Raw genomic sequence first — 308 nt, forward strand, 5'->3', positions numbered from 1 at the left:
TACGCGTTGGTCAACGGCGAAGTGGTATTAACCCAAGCCGGTGCTGACTTCGTTAACAACGGCGGCACGCTGCCTGCGGTTGATTTAACCGTGTCCGATGGCAGCTTAACAGGTCAAGACAGTGACACTCCGGTGATCACTCCTACGAACGATGCGCCCACCATTGACGTGGTAGCCAATGACTTTACTGAAAACAGCGCCGTTGATGGCGATGTTGCTGCAACCTACACTACCTTTGATGAAGACGGTGATCTACTGACTGTTGACTTTACCCCTGGCAGCAATGACGACGGTTACTACGCGTTGGT

At 52.6% G+C, this 308-nt stretch carries 1 protein-coding gene; it reads left to right on the forward strand.

All coding sequences use genetic code 11. The features are described 5' to 3' along the window. The coding region (locus tag AAEZ00_RS20850) for a hypothetical protein (protein WP_351089785.1) at positions 1–308 on the forward strand (308 nt) is incomplete at both ends.

It is taken from the genome of Shewanella sp. S1-49-MNA-CIBAN-0167, from assembly GCF_040310145.1.
In the GTDB taxonomy this organism is placed as follows: Bacteria; Pseudomonadota; Gammaproteobacteria; order Enterobacterales; family Shewanellaceae; genus Shewanella; species Shewanella psychromarinicola.